This is a genomic window from Ruegeria sp. YTSC199 (assembly GCF_059609725.1).
In genome coordinates this window covers 1-18,011 of the sequence record NZ_JBXWMF010000044.1, presented here as the reverse complement: position 1 = coordinate 18,011, position 18,011 = coordinate 1, and the positions used below count along the sequence as shown (strand labels likewise).

14 protein-coding genes are annotated in these 18,011 nt (G+C 48.2%); 5 read left to right on the top strand and 9 right to left on the bottom strand.

Annotated features, from left to right (window positions below):
- Positions 1-514 precede the first annotated feature (514 nt).
- From AC2FEE_RS24585 to AC2FEE_RS24570, 4 genes are all read right to left on the bottom strand, one after another.
- Positions 515-1,381 carry a hypothetical protein gene (locus AC2FEE_RS24585; RefSeq protein ID WP_496868059.1) on the bottom strand — a complete coding sequence of 289 codons (867 nt, stop codon included), beginning with the start codon at positions 1,379-1,381 and terminating at the stop codon, positions 515-517.
- Positions 1,374-3,014 carry an AAA family ATPase gene (locus AC2FEE_RS24580; RefSeq protein ID WP_496868058.1) on the bottom strand — a complete coding sequence of 547 codons (1,641 nt, stop codon included), beginning with the start codon at positions 3,012-3,014 and terminating at the stop codon, positions 1,374-1,376. The genes AC2FEE_RS24585 and AC2FEE_RS24580 overlap by 8 nt, the downstream gene beginning before the upstream one ends.
- Positions 3,015-3,048: 34 nt before the next feature.
- Positions 3,049-7,071, bottom strand: a complete 4,023-nt coding sequence (eruA, locus tag AC2FEE_RS24575) for an NACHT domain-containing antiphage protein EruA (protein WP_496868057.1) — start codon at positions 7,069-7,071, stop codon at positions 3,049-3,051.
- Positions 7,072-7,555: 484 nt separating this feature from the next.
- Positions 7,556-9,046 (bottom strand): MATE family efflux transporter, encoded by a 1,491-nt coding sequence (locus AC2FEE_RS24570; RefSeq protein ID WP_496868056.1) that lies wholly within the window; start codon positions 9,044-9,046, stop codon positions 7,556-7,558.
- Positions 9,047-9,682: 636 nt separating this feature from the next.
- Between AC2FEE_RS24570 and AC2FEE_RS24565 the strand changes: the two genes are divergently transcribed.
- A complete protein-coding gene (locus tag AC2FEE_RS24565; protein ID WP_496868055.1) occupies positions 9,683-10,228 on the top strand; it encodes a hypothetical protein in 546 nt (181 codons plus the stop codon).
- Between the two features lie 120 nt (positions 10,229-10,348).
- Entirely contained in the window at positions 10,349-10,975 is a 627-nt protein-coding gene (locus tag AC2FEE_RS24560; RefSeq protein ID WP_496868054.1) for a LysE family translocator, read from the top strand.
- On the opposite strand, the gene AC2FEE_RS24555 is transcribed toward AC2FEE_RS24560, so the two are convergent.
- The 3 genes from AC2FEE_RS24555 to AC2FEE_RS24545 all read right to left on the bottom strand — a co-directional run bounded on the left by AC2FEE_RS24555 (position 10,976) and on the right by AC2FEE_RS24545 (position 12,980).
- Positions 10,976-11,401, bottom strand: a complete 426-nt coding sequence (locus AC2FEE_RS24555) for a sigma factor (protein WP_496868053.1) — start codon at positions 11,399-11,401, stop codon at positions 10,976-10,978.
- A 1-nt stretch (position 11,402) separates the two neighbouring features.
- Positions 11,403-11,729, bottom strand: a complete 327-nt coding sequence (locus AC2FEE_RS24550; protein ID WP_496868052.1) for a carboxymuconolactone decarboxylase family protein — start codon at positions 11,727-11,729, stop codon at positions 11,403-11,405.
- A gap of 204 nt (positions 11,730-11,933) precedes the next feature.
- A complete protein-coding gene (locus tag AC2FEE_RS24545) occupies positions 11,934-12,980 on the bottom strand; it encodes a hypothetical protein (RefSeq protein ID WP_496868051.1) in 1,047 nt (348 codons plus the stop codon).
- 751 nt (positions 12,981-13,731) lie between these two features.
- On the opposite strand from AC2FEE_RS24545, the gene AC2FEE_RS24540 reads away from it, so the two are divergent.
- From AC2FEE_RS24540 to AC2FEE_RS24530, 3 genes are all read left to right on the top strand, one after another.
- The gene (locus tag AC2FEE_RS24540; protein WP_496868050.1) at positions 13,732-14,355 is read left to right on the top strand and encodes a glutathione S-transferase family protein; all 624 of its coding nucleotides are present in this window, start codon (positions 13,732-13,734) and stop codon (positions 14,353-14,355) included.
- Positions 14,356-14,526: 171 nt separating this feature from the next.
- Positions 14,527-14,940, top strand: a complete 414-nt coding sequence (locus AC2FEE_RS24535; protein WP_496868049.1) for a hypothetical protein — start codon at positions 14,527-14,529, stop codon at positions 14,938-14,940.
- A 99-nt stretch (positions 14,941-15,039) separates the two neighbouring features.
- Positions 15,040-15,633 carry an MSMEG_1061 family FMN-dependent PPOX-type flavoprotein gene (locus AC2FEE_RS24530; protein ID WP_496868048.1) on the top strand — a complete coding sequence of 198 codons (594 nt, stop codon included), beginning with the start codon at positions 15,040-15,042 and terminating at the stop codon, positions 15,631-15,633.
- 115 nt (positions 15,634-15,748) lie between these two features.
- Here AC2FEE_RS24530 and AC2FEE_RS24525 read toward each other — a convergent pair whose 3' ends face one another.
- Together AC2FEE_RS24525 and AC2FEE_RS24520 are read right to left on the bottom strand one after the other, a co-directional pair.
- The gene (locus AC2FEE_RS24525; protein ID WP_496868047.1) at positions 15,749-16,795 is read right to left on the bottom strand and encodes an ABC transporter substrate-binding protein; all 1,047 of its coding nucleotides are present in this window, start codon (positions 16,793-16,795) and stop codon (positions 15,749-15,751) included.
- A 132-nt stretch (positions 16,796-16,927) separates the two neighbouring features.
- On the bottom strand, positions 16,928-17,782 hold the full coding sequence (locus AC2FEE_RS24520) for an arylamine N-acetyltransferase family protein (RefSeq protein ID WP_496868046.1): 855 nt from the start codon (positions 17,780-17,782) through the stop codon (positions 16,928-16,930).
- Positions 17,783-18,011 lie beyond the last annotated feature (229 nt).

Genomic DNA, 18,011 nt, shown 5'->3' with positions numbered 1-18,011 from the left:
ATACCCCTTACTTTGCTGACGGGAGACCTGACAAAGGTGCCTGTAACGGGAATAGAACACAGCCCCCGGGCACCATTTAATCACATTATATATTATATTTTTATGAACTATCCGGATCGAATGCTAGTTTTACCCACCTAAATATCCACCCATTCGGCCCTAGTACTCGCAATTATTCATTCGGTTTTGCAGCCGGTTCCCTGCTCAGGGAGTAGGTAGGAAACCGTCTCGAAGGATCGAATCCCTTCGTCTCCACCGCCACGCAATTTTTTATTTCTTTTATTCAATGGCTTGTAGGTGGTGCTTGTTGCCATTCTGGCGCCAACCCCCACACATGAGTGCGCTTGCGCTCAACGCAACTTAACCCACTACGCCTTTTTCTGGGCCATGGGCTTTCTTTTTCGGGCCACCATGACGTCTTCATTCACCGAATAAATTTGGTTTTTCTGCTGGTTCAATTTGGTTCTCTAGGCAGTCAGTCCTGCCGCAGGCAGAAACAGCAAGCACCCTTTACTTAGCCCAACGGATCATTGTCTCCTCGTCCTGGCTCGTTCAAGCGAGCCCATATCCAGTCAAAAACTGGTCGATTGAGCAAACCCACTCCAAAAACTGAGTTCCAGTTGTTTTTCCCTCCTAGCTCTTCGTCGAGGTCGTGAATGTCGTCGATCAAGATTCGGGCAAGAGAAACCCGGGACACCGGGTTTTGTCTCAGCTCTCGAATTACTGTGCTGGGCTTACGGCAAAACTTTACCCAACGGTTCCGAAGGTGCCGGTGAAGAGAGGTTTTGTCTGCTATGAATTTATGGTGGAAACTGGCTGCAGCATATTCCGGATCATGTACATTCAACAGAAGGCGCGTACTGATGATCGGTGTTGAACTAGGTTCTTCGATTACGGCTTGGAGCAAACGTCTAGAAAGGCATTTGTCAAAATAGGGATGTAGGAAACGCTCACCTTCTTCATCACCAAATAATGCCCTGCCTCGTTTCGTGTTGCATTTACACGCCGGTACCAGATTTGCTGTAAAGACAGCGTATTCTGGGTAATCCTCTTTTGGCAAAAAATGATCCAGGGTCCCTGTGTGGAACGATCCGCACATGGGGCAGAGGTCAGCCTCTGTTTGCTTGCGTGTTTGCTTTATAATACTTAGCGCAAGAGGTGGGCTCTTATAATGGCCTTTTAGATAACCTTTGACAATTTCGGGCAAGGTAACTTGAACGATGGCTCGAGAATTTCCTTCTGCGTCTAGATAACGTTGGTAACCCGTACGGATGGTTGGAGACGCCCCCCTAAGGTGAGGAAAACTATCCAACCTTTCGTTGTTTCCTATGTTTTGCAGGGCAGCAAAGTCATCGAAAATCGGGCGATCGAGCTTATTCATTTTCACCCATCTCCGATCTAAGTTCACTTAGCAATTCCAACGACAGTCTCCCCTTGTAAACTTCGTACAGGTCGGCCCATCTGCTATATCTTCCAAGCAACCGCTGTTTTATGTCGTCAGTGAGGTGCGAAGGCTCATCTTCGCCAAATACGAAATAGGAAATCGCACCTACATCGGAGCCTAGAGTGCGCAAATTTGGTTTCTGCGCAATGACATCTCCGTCTTGATCCAGCCTCAAAATCGAAACTTGTTCATCGAAAACCTCCCTCACGACAAATGCAGAGTGAGTTGCGATCACTGCGGCGGAGCCAGTGCTCGCCAACATACCATCCAGCAATGACATAAAGTTGCCGATGAAATTTGGATGTAAGTGGGTTTCTGGTTCGTCAATAAGAAGCAACGACCCGTTGTCGATGTACAAACTCGCTTGGGCGGCGAAACGAATGAAGGTGACTTCGCCGCTGCTGAGTGGAAAGACACGATTGCCAACCAACCTGACTACTTCCTTACTGACATCAATTGAGGAAAAACGATCAAGTTGCTTTTGTTCACCACCGCGGGTCAACTGATCTAGTGATACGGCACGTTGCGTTTCCCCCACTTGCCTCAGAGAAAGCTGTTCTGAATCTCGGACAGCCTTAACGGCGTCTCGGAAAATTTTCCAACGAGGGGATCTACCAACGTACTCTTCAGAACGTGCCAGCTGCACAATCAAGTCGGATGTCGCAAAGCCTCTGGTGCTTCTTTTTGACCGATTAAGCGAAAATGCTCTGTACCAAATCTTGGGGCGCTTCCAGTTGTTACGTGGGAAAGCTGCGTCCATTTCGTTTGTTGGCGCAAATGCCAGGATGCGATTAGCTAGAACGCGGCCGCCACCTTCTGCGTCAGTGAGTGCTTCACTTCCCTCTAGGGCAGCTCTCGCAATCCTCCCTAAAGCTTGACTTTTGCCAACGCCGTTCTTGCCGATGACAACTGCTGTTCGCCTTGGGATTTCTGCGTCATGATCGAAGCCGAATGTCAAGGAATGTGGATTGCGTAATCCGTCCATCTGAAATTTAACGTTTATAGAATTTGAAGGCCGGACCAGCTCTTCGAAATCCAAACCCTTTAAGACGCTACCTGCATTCTTGTAGGCGTAAAATGAGCTGCTGTTTCTCATAAACGCCTGGGTAAACACATCAGTTTTCGATACCTGTTCTAGCCACTTGTTGTCTTTTCCATTTTCGGTGAGCGCCACGACATCTCTGATTGCCAACAAGATACGCTGCGATTCATCCGGCCCAAAAAACTGGATAACCTCCCTGTACGCAGACATGTCAGGCAGCATTGAGAAGAACGATGAAAACTGAAGGTCAGAAGCGTTCTCCGGATCGGGGCCGATACTTTCCAGCTCAGGCAGAATCCCGGTAGCAGACAGCTTCAGCTCATCGCCGTGGATAAAGGACGAAAAAATTCTGGTTTCAAACAACTGTGACCGATCAAAAGGTTTTACTGCGGCAATGGCATGGCACTTGAAGCCAAAGTCGTTCCAATCATCGCTTGTTGGCGCTATCAGAATTGAACCCGGCGGGAGTCGGTCTATAGCTTGTACGCTTGATCCAAAGTATACGGTATAGTCGCGATCGTGTTTCACACTGTTCGGCTCTCTTTTTGCCAATTAGGCGTAATCATCTGATACTTTTCTTTTTGACCTTTGACACATCCAAAACCACCGGCACGGTCGCAGAAGACAGTTTGCGGGGAAGGTTCTTGGGAATGGCCTCAAGTAGCTCTCTTGCGCTTTGTGGAACGTCGGAATTGGGGGGCTTTGGAATTGACTTTCCCTTCACGTGCCCATGCCAGATCACGAGATATACACCGGTTCCATCGGTACGGTAATTCTGGGAGTATGTTTCTAACTGGTTGCATGCGGCAGTCCAGAGATCTGGATGCCACTGGCGCTTTATTTCGACAGGCAAATCGAAGTCGTCATAGGTCAATAGCAAGTCCACACGGGTTTCATTTGCCATTGCCCCCTCTTTGTGAACTCGGACGCCATAGGCGCCCATGCGCTCCTCCAAGCCATCGAGCAGTCGGTCTCGACAGTAGTTCTCTATATGGGGTTTTTCACCTTCCCAAAATGTCAAGTAGCTGTCGGTTTGCCCAGTTCGAACGCGAGCTTGGTATAGTGAAAACTCCTCCAAGAAGAGCTTTTGAAGGTCTCTTACATTTGCCGGCTTTCCTGACAAAAGAATGTTGCGAACGTCATCGAGGGAACTGGCCGAGTGCTTTGCTTCGGCGTAAGCTCTTTTGGCGTTTGCCAGTGCGTTCTGTGCGTATTCTAGGTGCGTCCCAACAACACCGGACAGGATAAGCTCTTCCAGCTGGTTAATTGCTTCTTGGCTTTGTTTATTCGAAATCTGGTTGAGCGTGTGGCGCAAAAAATTGGTTGCGTCCCATGGATTCCGATCACCGGTCCACCCATCGTTAGGGTGTGAAGCCACTGGCCAAAGAGCGCCAAACTGTCGGACAAGAAATGAGAGCTGATCAACACTCAATTCAAATTTTTGCACTTCTTCATCGCGGCGGCTAGAGGCCATTTTGCGAAGGTCCCAAAGCCGTTCCCGGCATTCGTTGGCGAAGTTTGTTACATGTTCGCAAAAGGTTTCAAAGTCTGCGACAAAGGCCGCTGAAAGCCATGCTCTCTTGTGATCTTCGCTGCTCCACGCATCAGCACAAATTTGATCCGAAATAAGCTGAATTAACTTCTTTCGTTCGGAGTATCGCAACGCAAATTGAAGTAAACTCCACACCGCGTTTGCTGAGGCACCAGGATACTTTTCTAGCCACTCAAGTGAGAGCTGTGACATCATGGGCTTGAAATGGTCGTCAGTCGTAATTCGATAAAGGCCTGAAACATTGTCCTTTCCAGTTGCGAGTTGAGGCTCGACAATATCCCTGACAAACGAGGTTTTTGTGCTGGTATTCACAAAAAGAAGGCTTTCGATCTTGGTTTCGAGAGAGCTTTCTTTTCCTTCAGAAACCCCAAGCCCCGCCCAACACTCAAATAGGGCACACAGGAGCGCTTTTTGTGGAACCTCGTTCAAAGCTTGCCCCGTGCTGTCGATCAAAACACAATACGCTAAGCAGATAGTTTCGAAAAAGGAGGTTTTGTTTTCCTTGTATCTCAAGTTTGCGCAGTCTCGAACACTGGGGACATCTTGTCTCTTTCCTGCAGCTTCCACTCCCTTCATTGCAGAATCCAAATTCTCTGCACCTGCACTTTCGGCAAGCCTGTCCATGGGAGAGGTTACGTCGCTCAAACCGGCAAATCGCCCAAGCAAAGAGCGCGCGATATATTGTATCGCCGCTAGATCTTCGCCAGTTGCAATTCTATCTCGGGCTTGAGAAAAATTCTGGTGTCGTTCTAGCTTGTATTTTTGCTGCTTCTTTTCTTCCATTTCGCGTCGACGCGCCCATCTGTCCCCCTGGCCGTGTGTTGGCGGCGTCAGAACTTGGGAGAGAATAGGCTCGAGCTCAGGTTTTACCGAAGCTTGCTGCTTCGCGAACTCTATTGCTCTTCCATCGAAGTCCCGGTGCATTCGAGCCCATTGAACTAGGTTACGCCAACGCTCCATCCAATCGTCATAGCGACTGTTACTTTCAACCAATCGTTTTAGATGATGGATTACGTCGGACTCGCGAAGATGCAGCCCAGGGGAAACATCCGAAAGATTATGAAGGGCCATCCAACCATGGTGTTCGATGTCTTGCGCATCAAAGGCAATTGCCTGAATTTCTCGCCTTATGTTGTCATGTTCGCTAAACCAGATTTGAGAACTCTTGTCCCAATCCGATTTTCTGTATGAGTGGCCGCTCAGCTTCGAAATCAGAGCCCAAATTTCCTTCGCCCCAATTTCTTCTCCAAACGCCAAAACCCGAGGGAGGAAGTCTAACAGCCAATCCTCGAGACCTTTATGGATTTTTCCACCGGCGGCTTCCGCTTCGCTGTCAGGCATAGCGGCGGCAATGGACTTGGCGACATCAAGTACTTGCTGGTCCGTTGTGCTACGCGGGAGTCGATAGCCTACACCAGCGATTGTTGGGCCATCGTTGGTCGCGGTGGCACGCTCGAAAGCTTTGATATGCTCTGCAACCTCGGCGCCGGAGAATAACTCAACGTTCTCCGAAACAACTTCGAGAGAAATTCGCAAGCTTTCAGTTGAGTTGTTTGCTAACAATTCAGCAGCGATAGATCGCCAGTCGACAAAACGTTTGCTTCCCGACAAAGCATTCTGAGCAGAATGTCTTTCGACAAGAGTGGCGCTATCGTCCTGTAGGATTTCAACCAATTCTCTTGATAGTTCATTTGCGAGAGGCGTTCCCGCCATCGCATCCATCAAGGTGCAAGAAAGTTGGTACGGTGTATCGCGATTTGCTATGAGTCCGACAAAATCGTCCTTGAGAGATAATCGAGCGATACTTCGACCAAACTGGGTATGCCAATCCTGGCTCCGGAAATGTGGGTCGGTTACTGCAAGTTTTTGCAACTCACTAACTAAGTGCCTTATTTCGTCATCTGAGAATTCTGATAGGTCCCCATAGCGCAAGCAGCCGTACGGATCCTTCGTGGTGTTTTCACGCCTAAGAGACGGCTCGAAAGAAGTAAGCCATGCGTGTAGGCCTCGCATGGCGGGGGGGACAACATCCGTTCCCGAGGTGAGGCAATTCAAAACACGAAGAGGGGAAATATTGCGCGGCTTCGCGCTAAACTCCTGGGCCAGCCATCGGCCTGCGAGGAATTCCGCTACAGTTCTGTGAACCGGCTCGACGGCGGCTCCGTCAAGAACACGGAACAATTTGGTTTTGCAGGCGTTTGCAACCAATTCACTAGTGAACATCTCGCTGCAAAACTCTACTGCTCGGGGCGCGTGTTCCGTACCTTCGCCAACTAGGGTAATGCCTCTTGTGCCTGACATAAGAAGCTGAGCGCAGATCCAACCAGCTGCAGATAGGGTGGTTTCGGTCGAAGGCCGAGATGCGTCAGTTTCTTGGTGTACCTCATTGCTCTCCGCCGCCATCAATTCGCTGGCAGATCGATACAGGTCTGATTTCGTGTTCGGCCAGCCACGACTTTGTACTGCTTGGCTTAGCATCTTTAGTGTTTGAGGGTTGCCCAAAAGTTCAGTTGCTTCATTTTCCTTTGCTTGCAGAACGAACTGTCTCGGGTCGCCGGGGTAACCGAAAGCAGGGAGCATCTCGACAACCTCTGATTCAGTCAGGTCGACGATATGAGCTATTATTGGCGGTGAGCCAAAAGCCCTCCGAATTTGGCTCTCAAATGTTGCGGAGCGCCATTCATAGGCACGACAGCTTAACACCCAGTCTGAATACCCGAGAGATTTGACGGTACGAAGGATAGTCAAGAAAGCCTTTGGAGTGTCTTCCGAGACGACCTCATCCAAGCCGTCGATTACTAAGGTCTGTCCTTCAAAGTCCGGACCTTCAGAACAGATTCCGGAAACAACTTCTTCGGCATGAACGCCTTTGCCATTTAGGGTCCGTACAATCTCTTCGCAAGCTTTGGTCTTACCTCCTCCGGGCGCACCTAATAGCACTTTGGGCTGAATAGAAGTGGCAAAATTAGCGTCTGAAATGGAGTAGGCCTCACCCTGGGAGGCACTTACTCTAAAACTCCTTTTTAGATACATGTATTGCCTCCGTATCGCCTCTTGATTGAAAGCGACGCTGCCCTAAACGTTTGATGAGTTCAAGCTGCATCGTATGCCCAAGTGTTGCGGTCTGCGGTGATCTGGAAGGAGCAACCAGATCAACTCAAAACTTCTCAGGTCTGAGTTTGAGGTTCGCCTGCTTTGTGCATTTGCACTTGCAACTCCAGCGCCGCTCAAGGGCGCCAGGAGGTAAATTAGGTCAGTTCAGCAGTCAGGAGTTAAAATTTGGCCTGAGGAGTGCCCTGACTTTCTGTCCAGTTTATCCATTGGATGCGCATCGTTCTTCAAGCTTTGTCTATGCCTTGAATGAACTTACGCCTGTTGTTGTCCCGACCCAATTCTTGCTGCTAGTTTTCTGCGCCTTAGCAGTCTAGAAAAGCGGCAGAGCTAATTGTCGGAACCAGTGTTGGTATTCGAGGAATAGTTAGGCGTGATCTTCACTTCCAAAGATTAAATACTGGTGTCAAAACACTCCCTGATCAAATTCGGCACGGATTCTGCGGGCAATTAGAACTAGCCTAAATTGCAGTACCAAGGTTGTGATTATGACTCCTACTCCATACCCAACGAGCACACCGAACGCGCCAAAACCTAGAGTTACTCCGCACACATAAGCTATTGGCAAGGCTCCACCCCAGTAGATCGAAACTGTAATAAGATTGGGGATCAAATTGTCCGACAGTCCTCGCAACGCGCCGAGCGAAATCGACTGGAGTCCGTCGGCAAATTGGATGAACACCATGGCCAGAAACATGGGGCCAACCAAATGTAAAACACTCTCGTCTGGACTAAGTGACATCCCTATCTGTTCGCTGAAGTTACGGACGAACAACAATGTCAAAGCTGACCAAAAGAATACAATTGAAAGCCCAGCAACCCAGAGCGGAAACAAGCGCTCAACTTGCTTTGAGCCTACAGAGTAGCCGGTTCTGATCGAAACCGCGATCATAAGGCCAATTGGAACCATGTAGAATACTACGCCAACGGAGTGTACTACTTGGTGGGCAGCCAGAGCGGTGGCGCCAAGCGTAGCGATCAGAATTCCTGTTGCAGAGTATGCGCCACCCTCGCCGACGCTACCCAAGGCAACAGGGGTTCCTTGAAGCAGCAGTCTTTTGACGTCATTGCGCGAAAACTTGAAACACCCACGATAGTTTTTTAATGAGTTTGAAAGTTGAAAATGGGCGAGAAGCGCCAAAAGCGTCAAGCACTTTGCAATTGCACTCGCTATTCCCGCCCCAACAAGCCCAGCTCCTTCGAATCCGAATGCCCCAAAAATAAAAATCTCGTTTAGCGGGACATTAATCAACACTCCCAAAAGCGTGAAGCCGACCGCATACCAAGAAAGGGCGACAGCGTTGTAAATCCCACGCAAAAGCATCAACAGTGCATGTGGAACCATCGCTGCTGCAAGGATTGTCCAGTACGGCCAAAGAAGCTCCAATACTACTAATGATGGCGAAACTTTTGCGAAGACTAGCTTTGCAAAAAGCATCGCCAGCGCCAAGGTCAGCGCAATTCCAGTTGTGACAATTGTGCCAGCCAATATTGCGATCCGTGCCGCATCGTTATCCTCGCCGCCCGCAGCTTGGGCGACTTGTACACCGATCACCGAAGTGAAACCAATCAAGGCGGAATTAACGAAAATAAAGGCGCTTGTAGCCAAGGCAGCAGCTGCAACCATATCTGCGCCCAGCGGCGCAATCATCGCCGTGTCGATCATCACCATTAGTACACCGGAAACCATTCCTATGATAACTGGAATTGCCAAAGAAACGATATCCCGAGCCTCAATAGTTGCTCGCCGGAGCAAAGTCGGTTCCGATTGGATTACATGATCAATTTTCATAGCAAAGTTGCCTCGTAGATTTCCTCCTAATATTCGAACGCGCACCATGCTTAAAAAGACTGTAAAATGCGCTGGAGGTGCGCGTATTTGCGGCGGTGCAACCAAAGTAAGATGGGGCGGTTAACCGATTGAAAAACTGCCGACACCACTGCTGCTTAGTATTGCTTTGATCGGTACCTGTGGATCAACAGAACGGAGTATTGAAGAGTTGGTAGATTTTAAGTCGCTAAATCGCGACCGCTTGGGTCAGCCGGCTAGTTTCTATTCCAGTAGCGACTAAGTCCAAGTTCCAAATTTTGACCGATTTTGCAGCAAACACGCGCACCTCCTGCGCTTTTCGATCACTGTAAACACTGCTTCCAGCGGTCTACGTAACTCTACGAATTGAACCCGGGGGTTATGAAGGTAATCGAGGTTGCCATGTAAAGAAGTTCGAAAGTCATAAAACAAGGAAGCACGTGGCCCGTTGGTGGGAAGCTGTTGTTCCTATAAGTCGCTCGAACAAGTCGCGGTGTAGGCCCTACGTTGAGCTGGCTTCTAGCTGAATAAATGTCAGCTAGGTTGAACGACAATCATTCTTCCAATCGTTGTCGGACAAGTTTGGGTGACTAAGAAAGTCACCGAGGAAGGAAGCCGTAAGCTTTCCGTGGCGCTTGTCTCGCGGTGCACTGACTAAGGGGACTCTCCGAGCTAACCTGTACAGCCCACAAGCAACAGAAACCAAGGAAAAGGAAACTCCTGATGTTAAAGAGGTTTGCCCACTACTTTATTGGGCGTGCTGAACGCCGAATTGGTGTTAAATTCGATTATGTGCACCATATCGCCGAAACGGATTTTGGATTGCTGTCGCGATACAACAGGATTTTCAGTTTTCTCGATCCAAATAGGAATGTTCCTCCTTTGGCTTACCACGCTGCGCGCTTGCGGGGTGCAATTGCCGCCGATTGCGGAACTTGCGTCGAGGCTGAGATCCGGTTGGCGAGCAACGCCGGTATCGATACTTTGAACTTACAAAAACTTCTTGTTGCAGACTACTCAGAGTTGATCGCCGAGATTGCTGCAGTTGCGCGACTAACAGATTGTGTGATCGGAACTCGGCAAGATGAACCTGAAGCTCGAGAAATTGTTAGAAGTGCATTTGGTGAAGCGGGGTTGATTGAGATTGGCTTTGCAATGAACGGTGCTGCTATGTTGCCTGGGATAAAACGATCTCTAGGGTATGCAACTTCTTGCAATATCCAAACAATGCAAAACTTAGTTAAGTCTATTGGAGACACAGCGGGCTGACTACTTTCGCTAGTGGTAGCCTATGCTGTAGTGGCATTCTCGAACGGCCTCCAGCACCATAGGAAAAACTACTTTGGTGCATTTATTTAAGGCAAGAAAATCATTTATGGAGAACGCAGCATGATCGACCCCACTGTTTTGATGACTTACTCATTGATTGTTCTGGGTTTTGTTTTCATACCCGGACCAGCAACCCTATTGACCGTGGCGCGAGCAACAACGTCTGGCGCCAAGGTCGGCATTGCGACCGGGGCGGGTATTACTGCCGGTGATTTCCTGCATACGATTATGGCCGTCGTCGGTATTTCGGCAATAATCGCAGCATCAGCGACACTATTTACTATCGTTAAGTACATCGGCGCTAGTTATCTCGTGTACCTCGGCTTGAAGGCGATCTTTGAAAAAACATTCGTCGATCTGGGGCAGGGTCGTGTGAAGATCACCGCCCCTCAAGCGTTTCAACAAGCCATTCTAGCTGAGGTTTTGAACCCCAAAACGGCGCTGTTCTTCTTGGCCTTCTTGCCTCAGTTCGTTACGCCAGAGAAAGGCAATGTAGTCATTCAGCTCACTGTTTTGGGCGTGGTGTTTGCCTTGATCGGTTTTTTTAGCACCATTGTTTATTCTGTCGCGGCTGGTGTACTTGGTAACTTTTTGCGCCGCAATCCGACTGTTCTTAAATGGCAAGGCAAAGTTGTCGGGAGCATTTATTGCGCACTGGGCGTTCGCCTAGCGACGCAAGAGCGATAATTAGAGGTCCAGGGTCAGCAATGCCTGACGTTTGGACCAATCTTCCGTTACAGGCCGCATTGATTGGATCCAGAAAATCCGCTCCATCGATTCAATGGCGCGCGGAGTTCCACAAGAGGTCATTTCGAGGGTTTGGGCTGCGTCAATCGCATTCTCTGTAACAAAACTGTCTGGCAGCCATGGCCCCACATAGACCATTCGCTGTCGATGCGACGATCTAAGGATATCGAGGCACCGGTTTGTGCATACAGTCGTCATCCAGGCTATTGGTCGGTCGGATAATGGTGGCTCAATAGCAAGCCATTTTAGCGCGTTGTTTTGAACTACATCTTCTACCTCGCTGATTGAATCCAAAAGGAGGCAGGCCACACCCACAAGCTGTGGGCAGGTCTTTTCAAATTGTTCAGTTCTATACTCAGGTTTCACTTCAGTGCTTCGACATCTGAATTCGGTTCCACAGATTGATCATGCTGTTACAGGTTGTTATCAACGATATCTGGTGATCATCGTAATGCTCCCGCAAATCAGCGCGAAGTGGTTCAAACCGAGTGCCGCGTTCCAAGCACGCCAGCGCGTCCGCCCACGCGAGCGCAGCTTTTTCTGCGGGCGAGAAGTCCTCAACTGACTCCCAGACCGCTAAACGATCAAGGCGATTGTCAATTTCTCCATCTTTTCGAGCGTCACGTGAGTGCATTTTGACGCAGAAGCCGCACCGGTTGATCTGCGAAACACGCAATTCGATGAGGCCGCTCATTCGAGCAAAGTTGCCTCACACTTCTGGGCAATGTTTTCAAATTACACGATGGTCTTGAATTGGGTCTAGGTAAGAATAGAAACCAAGTAGACCTAAAGGTTCGCGCATCTTAAAGGCATGATTGCACGGCATTATTTTTAGCGTAACAGTATAGGGTAGGTGGTTGCCTTTGGGAAAAAATCCGAACGGCAACCTGTTAATGCGTCAGATAAGTCGCAGTCCTAACAGTGCGGAAGTCAAAATGCCCGAAAGCGTAAGTCCGCAGGCTACGACAACAAGCGTCACCAACCTAGTTTTCTCGGACGAAATTCCATGACTTAGGAGAACTATACGTAGTCCACACGCAGCGTGTGTGATCACAGCAGCCACAGCTAATAGATAGTGTGGTATAAGCCGGACGTTCCAAGGATCGCCTAAAAGGCCAGCTGGTGACCCAGATGCCCACACCCAATTGGTGTCGATGCCAAATTTCATTCGGGCCATAATTAGCGCTGCGGTCAGGTGGCTAAACAAAAAAGCCCCAAGATAAGCGCCGCTCGCTGTTTGAATCGTGCCCCACCAGTCGACAAAGCTAATCGTCCGAAATCGGGCCAACCAGATCCCGGAAAAAACCATCCATAGGGTAAGTAGAACTAGGACAGGTTCCACTAGTTTGGATCGATACCACAACCTTAGATAGCTTTGAAGATTTGCGTGTGTTTCAGTGCCGACCAGAGAAACTGAATGGTTCGCCAAGTGGAGAAAAACAAAGCCGATCAGTAAAAGCGCTGCGGCGATACCATGTCCCCACCTTAGCCATTCAGGAGGAAGACCCTTCTCGTCGTTTTTTTTCTGAGTTGATCCAGATCGCGTACCGAGAAGAAATATTAGTACAATGAGCCATCCAACTGACCATACAACTATGTCACGACCAGGGACTTCAATCGTGAACAAGATTACCCCGGTCGCCGTATACAAGGGAGGGGTTGCAACCGAGAAGTAGGCAAGCCTGCGCAGAGACAGAGCACCTCGGCTGCGCTCAATATTCTTTCCTGCTGCCCACACGACCAACAATCCTAAGGCAGGAACTAATATTGCCGCTAGGAAAGCACACATTGCCGCCAGAACAGCAACCCAGGAGCCGCCTTTGAAATCTGACAGGTGAACAAAGAAGAAATTAAGGGAGTACGGGTACGAGATGTTGGCTAAGATAAGAAAAACCTTGTTCCCTATTGATCCAGTAAACTTGTTTATTGCCGCTTCTGTAAGCATGCTGCCTCACTTACTAACTTCATTTTTGCTCCTGAAATCGTTTGACACGACCCAACATTGAAGCAGTCCTGGCGCATCTCACGCACCACAGTATTCCCTTCAAATGGTGGGTTTTCAAACCACAAGGATGCAGGAGCAATGTCTGCGGTAGACCTAGATTTCGAAAGGGGCGCGGATGCTCATCCCATGCTCGCTTGAGATCCATTGAGTTGAACTCGAAGAGGCATATTTGTGGAGATTTTTCGATTTGATCAGTGGGGTGCTCCCGCCTAAGCGCAGGATGCGTTTTGGTACGGTCGCTTTTCTCAGATCACTCATTTTTTTACTGGCTGAAAATATGCGGGCAGTTTCATAGTATAGCTTTTCCGATTTGTTGAAGTTAAGCTGCCAATTTTCTCCCCTAGTTCAAATTCGACTGATAACCCCGAATTCTTGGCCAGAAGTATTGACGTTGAAATTGGCCGAACAAGTGAAGAGACGGATTTTGAGGCTGCAAATAAAAGCCAACATAGGTTGTTCCGAACTAAACCTTAGCTGCCAATCCAGTGTCGCAAATTTCAGCAGCATATGCGCAGATTCTCACAGTTGGCTGCGGAAGAAATTACTGACTATATTTGTATCTGTTCGAATGTTGAAACCATGCTGCCCAAAGTATGTTCAACCTAACGTGTCAAATTTTGGGGTATAGCACGTCGGGAAAAATGGCGGTTTGGTATCAAGAAGTAGTGCAAGGGGTTTTGGGAATCTGAAAATGATTGAATTATTCACTCACGGAACTCCAAACGGCCGTAAGGTCTCAATAATGCTTGAAGAAATCGGTTTAGATTACCAAACTATCGTTGTTGATATAATTAAAGGTAATCAATTCGACGAAAAGTTTGTGGCTTTAAGTCCAAACTCAAAGATTCCCGTACTGGTTGATAAGAATGGCCCAAGAGGCAGTAAGCACGTAGTCTTCGAATCTGGCGCTATATTATTGTACCTCGCCGAAAAAACGGAAAGCCCATTGCTTCCAATTTGCTCGAAAGAAAAATCTCAAGTCATGCAATGGCTAATGTTTCAACTTGCGAACGTCGGGCCAATGTTTGGGCAGTATCACCATTTCTTTAGCCGCGCTAGCGAAATGGTTCCTTATGCATTGGACAGGTACCGCGAGGAAGTTGAACGTTTGTACGCGGTAATGGACAACAGATTGTCTGTGACCGCCTACTTCGCGGGCCCAAGATACTCAATAGCTGATATTGCAATGTTCCCTTGGGTGGCTCGGTTTGAGGATCCGAGCATTGATCTTACATTGCGAGACTACGAAAACCTTAGTCTTTGGTACGATAGTGTGTGTTCGCGACCAGCAGTGCTAGCTGGGATGGAAATTTGAGCTATCGGTTTCGATATCGCGAGACGATTGTAGATATGACAATTTCTTGCCTAAGCTACTTGCTTCGTAAAGATCTTACTCGGAACTTACTGCGGAATACACCAGGTCGGGCGCAGCAAGTTGCTGGTGTTAAGCCTAAATTAGGAAGCCAGGCAATCGGTGAACTCAAGAATGACTGAATTCATAGCATCTGTTGTTGGGCCTTATTTGTTGCTGACGGGAACTGGATTCTATTTATCTCAAGATTTCTACCTTAAAATGCTTTTAGGGCAGACAACCGCAGACCCTATCTTGGTTAACTTGTTAGGTGCCTCACACTTCATCGTCGGTGGTATTGGCCTTGCTTGTCACTTTGAATGGGCGACTTTGGAGGAAACTGTTGTGTCGTTGGTCGCGCTCGCAGCAGTAGTAAAAGGAGCTGCACTAATAGTGTTTCCCGGCCAAACTACAAGTTCTCCGAAATTGAACAAAGGGGCACTTCATTTTACGGCAGTTATGTTTCTAGTAACCGGTGCTTATCTAATCTGCGTAGGATACCTGGCTCACCTGCAGTTGAACGTCCTCAGTGTCCAAAAAGTTAATTGAGTTTGTGCATAGTAAGATTGGATGGTCAGAAGCCTTATCGACCTAAACTAAGGTGGAAGAATACTTTCAGTTACTTCAGAGTCTAAGGGGGGGGCAAAAATGACGCCACAGAAACTCAGAGAAATATATGGTGAAGCATCGCTACATGCCAAAGCAAAGGTGATCTCGCGTTTTGATAACCATTGTCTGAAGTTTATCGAACATGCGCCATTCCTTGTCTTGGCCACTTCCGACGGCACGAACCTCGACGTCTCACCTAAAGGGGATCCTGCTGGTTTCGTGGAAGTCGAATCCGAAACTACACTCCTGATTCCTGATCGCCTAGGAAACAGACGAATTGACGGCTTGTTAAATATATTGGCTCACCCGAAAGTTGCCGTCCTTTTCATGATCCCATCGGTTATGGAGTCGCTCCGCGTCAATGGCACCGCCGAAATAAGTGACGCGACCAGTTTATGTGGCAAGTTTGCTATTAACGGGCGAATGCCCAAAACGGTGATACGGATATTTGCTGAGGAAATCTTCTTACATTGCGGCAAAGCTCCTCTTCGGGGTAGGTTGTGGCAACCGGAGACATGGCCATTGGCTCGTCCAATCGCTCAATTGTATGACATGGTTAGAGATCACTCTCAGATGGATGTAGTTTCGATTAAGCAGGTACACGCAGACAGGCGTGATAGTGACACTTTTTAATAGGCGATCTGTAAAGGAGCCTTTTAGAGTTCCCTGTCGTTAGAGGTCAGCTCAACTAAGTAATTTTAGGCAGTTCCTGCATCAAATCTGAGGGAAATTCATACCTATTGTGAAACTATGAGGTACTCTCGCGCTTCGTTGTGTCAAACGCGTGCACCGGTTCAGAACTAGAGTTTACTACGGGCCAGGAAATTATCTCATCCATCGAAAGGTCCGGGCTAACCAACCGTTCACGGTGCAACCAGCTCAGCTGTTCCTGGACTGATTTCAAGTTAAGCGTTGCATTCAGGTTCAAGCGCATTGCGCTCGTTTCAATATTCTTTGAAGCACGTTCTTTAGGTTGACCTGGATAGACGTATTGTCGAATAATATCAACGACTCCCGCCTTCTCCGCTCGATGCTCAATCAATGCATTTGTATAATCTTGAATTCCCATAGAAAACGCTCTTATGAATGCCTTAGTTCTGCCAACGTCGTTCGCAATTTCCTTGGGAGAGGCAAAAAGGACGGTAACTTGGTAATCTGGCAGAATATCCGCGACACTACCTATGGATCGAGCAACGCCGGAGGCTATGAGTGTTTGAGCAACACTGGGTATCATGCTCCACGCTTCGATACTTCCAGCCCTCATTGCTCCTTCGATTACTCGTAGCTCCCGAAGGGGCAGAAAGCTAAGCTGAAGGCTTTTGAGTTCAGCCAGTCTTGATCCTACAAAGTGAAAGGATGAGCCAATGTGTGTAACGGCAAAGGTTCTCTTGTGTAGCGCTTCCAAAGACTTTACGCCTGAATTGTAGGTGGCATTCGACACTAGTACTTTTTGACCCTCAATCCCAGGTTCCTCCGAAAGTACACCACCTATTAATTGTATTTTCCCAACGGCCGTTTGCGACATCATAGCCCCAGTTATTGCAGAGACAGCAAAGTCTATAGAACCCTTAGCAACGGCACGGGCAACTGAGGACGCAGATTGAAAAAAAACCAGTTCTACGTCTAAACCCAAGTCAGCGAAATGGCCACGTTCCAAAGCCACAAAGCTTCCTGAGTGAGTAGTCAGACGAAGTGCCCCTACTTTTATCTTTTTTGGGCTTGATAGCGCAGGAGCCGCTAGCAAACCTCCAGCGGCAACTCCAATCAACTTAATAGCATGGCGTCTGTTAACCAATTCTTGAATCCTTGCACGTGTATGGAACGATCTAAACGGGTTAGTTTCTCACGTTCCAACAAGCTCACGCTTGCCGTTCCGTCGTAGCCCCAAATGGATCGAGTTTTTTGCGCCCTAGTGAGTGCAAGCAAATCACGAAGCGCCCAATTTGGAGGCAAGCCTCCTTGAACTTAGGTTCGGTAAGCCAAACTCAGTTTCCAACGCCTTAATGACGTCAAAAGCGCTACCAAGTTCGCGGCAAAACGAAGGTTTGTTGACGACAGACTTTCTAAAAACACCGACAATCGAGTTTTCTAACGGACTTCGACCTCCTGGGACCACCAAGTTAGTTCTAAGTGATTTTCGATGACTTTCTGCAGGCAACGCAATCATTAAGTTGCGTACAAAATGGGAGTCGTAAGAATTACATAGGTAATAGTTAATCACTTCATAGTCAGATTGGTAGCGTTCGGAGTAGTCAAATGAATATACCGGAAGCCACGAGTCAGTGACTTTTGCTTGGAGTACAAAGTAATTGTTTTCGACGACAATACGATAATGTCCATGAGGTGTAGCTTGAATGAGGTTGGGAATAATTTTTAGCGGCACTGTTGGAACTTGGCCCCCAAAGCCGGCATCTACGAGGTAATCTACTTCGTTTACTTCCACTTTCAGCATCATATGTGAAGCGGGAGTGACTGTGTCTGCTTCGACTTGCCACAGAACTCTTGCGGCAAGCCCGGAGACTGAAAAACCAATCTGTTCTAAAACGTTTTTAAGAAGTAAGTTTTGTTCAAAGCAGTAACCTCCTCTCTTATTCTCAATGAGCTTTCGCTGTAGCGCCATGGGGGACAGATCAACGGGAATACCTAGAAACGGATCTACATTCTCGAACGGAATGCTCTGGAGGTGCATTAGCTGCAGCGCTTCTAACACCTTAATGTTTGGCAAAGGGTCCCCAGTGAAGCCGATCCTGTTGAAGTAAAGCTCCAGGTCTACGGTTGTCATGGTCATTCTCTCGATCTACGCAATTGCATGAAGGGCATTGCAAGCTCGTTTTATGCGGCTTGATGACTGACTATATTTGAATGCAACAAAGTGAGAAAAAGGCGCACGCATGCGCACCTGCTGCGCGTAAATCTGACATGCGTGTTCAAGCTTGTCTGCCATCAGCACCCATGGAACAGACTAGGTTGATTGCGTAGCGGAGGATTTCAGGCTCATCGTAACCATCAGA

Bases quoted from the DNA above. Each gene is read 5' to 3' on its own strand.
- AC2FEE_RS24585 (WP_496868059.1), bottom strand. From the start codon at position 1,381: ATGAATAAGCTCGATCGCCCGATTTTCGATGACTTTGCTGCCCTGCAA.
- AC2FEE_RS24560 (WP_496868054.1), top strand. From the start codon at position 10,349: ATGATCGACCCCACTGTTTTGATGACTTACTCATTGATTGTTCTGGGT.
- AC2FEE_RS24550 (WP_496868052.1), bottom strand. From the start codon at position 11,729: ATGAGCGGCCTCATCGAATTGCGTGTTTCGCAGATCAACCGGTGCGGC.
- AC2FEE_RS24530 (WP_496868048.1), top strand. From the start codon at position 15,040: ATGACGCCACAGAAACTCAGAGAAATATATGGTGAAGCATCGCTACAT.
- AC2FEE_RS24535 (WP_496868049.1), top strand. From the start codon at position 14,527: ATGACTGAATTCATAGCATCTGTTGTTGGGCCTTATTTGTTGCTGACG.
- AC2FEE_RS24545 (WP_496868051.1), bottom strand. From the start codon at position 12,980: ATGCTTACAGAAGCGGCAATAAACAAGTTTACTGGATCAATAGGGAAC.
- eruA (WP_496868057.1), bottom strand. From the start codon at position 7,071: ATGTATCTAAAAAGGAGTTTTAGAGTAAGTGCCTCCCAGGGTGAGGCC.
- AC2FEE_RS24540 (WP_496868050.1), top strand. From the start codon at position 13,732: ATGATTGAATTATTCACTCACGGAACTCCAAACGGCCGTAAGGTCTCA.
- AC2FEE_RS24520 (WP_496868046.1), bottom strand. From the start codon at position 17,782: ATGACAACCGTAGACCTGGAGCTTTACTTCAACAGGATCGGCTTCACT.
- AC2FEE_RS24565 (WP_496868055.1), top strand. From the start codon at position 9,683: ATGTTAAAGAGGTTTGCCCACTACTTTATTGGGCGTGCTGAACGCCGA.